At 52.1% G+C, this 3,104-nt stretch carries 2 rRNA genes; both read right to left on the reverse strand.

Annotation, left to right across the window (positions count from 1 at the left end):
* Positions 1-48 precede the first annotated feature (48 nt).
* Positions 49-164, reverse strand: a 5S ribosomal RNA gene (gene rrf, locus KRX52_RS13195).
* Between the two features lie 133 nt (positions 165-297).
* Positions 298-3,104 (reverse strand): 23S ribosomal RNA (locus KRX52_RS13200); the annotation flags it as partial.

The following is a 3,104-nucleotide window of genomic DNA, read 5'->3' on the forward strand; positions in this document are numbered from 1 at the left end:
AAAGACGAAACCCCGACCAGCTGAGCTGATCGGGGTTTCTGTAGAGGTGCTTGACGATGACCTACTCTCACATGGAGAAGCTCCACACTACCATCGGCGATGCGTCGTTTCACTGCTGAGTTCGGGATGGGATCAGGTGGTTCCAACGCTCTATGGTCGTCAAGCAATTTGTTGGGGAATCGTTTTTAGTCGCTTCCCCTAATTGGGTATGTGATGTCGGTGTATCTTCGGTAATTTCACGCGTTCTTGCAAGCTTTCGGCCTGTCACACGCAAACAGCAAATTGTTTGGGTGTTATATGGTCAAGCCTCACGGGCAATTAGTACTGGTTAGCTCAACGCCTCACAACGCTTACACACCCAGCCTATCAACGTCGTAGTCTTCGACGGCCCTTCAGGGAGCTCAAGGCTCCAGTGAGATCTCATCTTGAGGCAAGTTTCCCGCTTAGATGCTTTCAGCGGTTATCTTTTCCGAACATAGCTACCCGGCAATGCCACTGGCGTGACAACCGGAACACCAGAGGTTCGTCCAACCCGGTCCTCTCGTACTAAGGTCAGCCCCTCTCAAATCTCAAACGTCCACGGCAGATAGGGACCGAACTGTCTCACGACGTTCTAAACCCAGCTCGCGTACCACTTTAAATGGCGAACAGCCATACCCTTGGGACCGGCTTCAGCCCCAGGATGTGATGAGCCGACATCGAGGTGCCAAACACCGCCGTCGATATGAACTCTTGGGCGGTATCAGCCTGTTATCCCCGGAGTACCTTTTATCCGTTGAGCGATGGCCCTTCCATACAGAACCACCGGATCACTAAGACCTACTTTCGTACCTGCTCGACGTGTCTGTCTCGCAGTCAAGCGCGCTTTTGCCTTTATACTCTACGACCGATTTCCGACCGGTCTGAGCGCACCTTCGTACTCCTCCGTTACTCTTTAGGAGGAGACCGCCCCAGTCAAACTACCCACCATACACTGTCCTCGATCCGGATAACGGACCAGAGTTAGAACCTCAAGGTTGCCAGGGTGGTATTTCAAGGATGGCTCCACGCAGACTGGCGTCCACGCTTCAAAGCCTCCCACCTATCCTACACAAGCAAGCTCAAAGTCCAGTGCAAAGCTATAGTAAAGGTTCACGGGGTCTTTCCGTCTAGCCGCGGATACACTGCATCTTCACAGCGATTTCAATTTCACTGAGTCTCGGGTGGAGACAGCGCCGCCATCGTTACGCCATTCGTGCAGGTCGGAACTTACCCGACAAGGAATTTCGCTACCTTAGGACCGTTATAGTTACGGCCGCCGTTTACCGGGGCTTCGATCAAGAGCTTCGCTTTCGCTAACCCCATCAATTAACCTTCCGGCACCGGGCAGGCGTCACACCCTATACGTCCACTTTCGTGTTTGCAGAGTGCTGTGTTTTTAATAAACAGTCGCAGCGGCCTGGTATCTTCGACCGGCATGGGCTTACGTAGTAAATACTTCACCCTCACCGGCGCACCTTCTCCCGAAGTTACGGTGCCATTTTGCCTAGTTCCTTCACCCGAGTTCTCTCAAGCGCCTTGGTATTCTCTACCCAACCACCTGTGTCGGTTTGGGGTACGGTTCCTAGTTACCTGAAGCTTAGAAGCTTTTCCTGGAAGCATGGCATCAACCACTTCGTCATCTAAAAGACAACTCGTCATCAGCTCTCAGCCTTAGGATCCCGGATTTACCTAAGATCCCAGCCTACCACCTTAAACTTGGACAACCAACGCCAAGCTGGCCTAGCCTTCTCCGTCCCTCCATCGCAGTAACTAGAAGTACAGGAATATTAACCTGTTTCCCATCGACTACGCTCTTCAGCCTCGCCTTAGGGACCGACTAACCCTGCGTCGATTAACGTTGCGCAGGAACCCTTGGTCTTTCGGCGTGGGAGTTTTTCACTCCCATTGTCGTTACTCATGTCAGCATTCGCACTTCTGATACCTCCAGCCAGCTTCTCAACTGACCTTCACAGGCTTACAGAACGCTCCTCTACCGCGCATCTTGCGATGCACCCGTAGCTTCGGTGTGTGGTTTGAGCCCCGTTACATCTTCCGCGCAGGCCGACTCGACTAGTGAGCTATTACGCTTTCTTTAAAGGGTGGCTGCTTCTAAGCCAACCTCCTAGCTGTCTAAGCCTTCCCACATCGTTTACCACTTAACCACAACTTTGGGACCTTAGCTGACGGTCTGGGTTGTTTCCCTTTTCACGACGGACGTTAGCACCCGCCGTGTGTCTCCCACGCTGACACTTCCAGGTATTCGGAGTTTGCATCGGTTTGGTAAGTCGGGATGACCCCCTAGCCGAAACAGTGCTCTACCCCCTGGAGTGATACGTGAGGCGCTACCTAAATAGCTTTCGAGGAGAACCAGCTATCTCCGAGCTTGATTAGCCTTTCACTCCTATCCACAAGTCATCCCCTGCCTTTTCAACGGAAGTGGGTTCGGTCCTCCAGTCAGTGTTACCTAACCTTCAACCTGCTCATGGATAGATCGCCCGGTTTCGGGTCTATACCCAGCGACTAAACGCCCTATTAAGACTCGCTTTCGCTACGCCTCCCCTATACGGTTAAGCTCGCCACTGAATATAAGTCGCTGACCCATTATACAAAAGGTACGCAGTCACCCAACAAAGTGGGCTCCCACTGCTTGTACGCATACGGTTTCAGGTTCTATTTCACTCCCCTCTCCGGGGTTCTTTTCGCCTTTCCCTCACGGTACTGGTTCACTATCGGTCAGTCAGTAGTATTTAGCCTTGGAGGATGGTCCCCCCATATTCAGACAAAGTTTCTCGTGCTCCGTCCTACTCGATTTCACTTCAAGGATCCTTTCGTGTACGGGGCTATCACCCACTACGGCGGCACTTTCCAGAGCCTTCCACTAAAATCCAAGAAGCTTAAGGGCTAATCCCCGTTCGCTCGCCACTACTAAGGGAATCTCGGTTGATTTCTATTCCTCAGGGTACTTAGATGTTTCAGTTCCCCTGGTTCGCCTCTTGCACCTATGTATTCAGTACAAGATACCTACCTTATGGTAGGTGGGTTTCCCCATTCAGAGATCTCCGGATCAAAGTCTGTTTGCCGAC

This window comes from Geopseudomonas aromaticivorans (assembly GCF_019097855.1).
Classification (GTDB): Bacteria; Pseudomonadota; Gammaproteobacteria; order Pseudomonadales; family Pseudomonadaceae; genus Geopseudomonas; species Geopseudomonas aromaticivorans.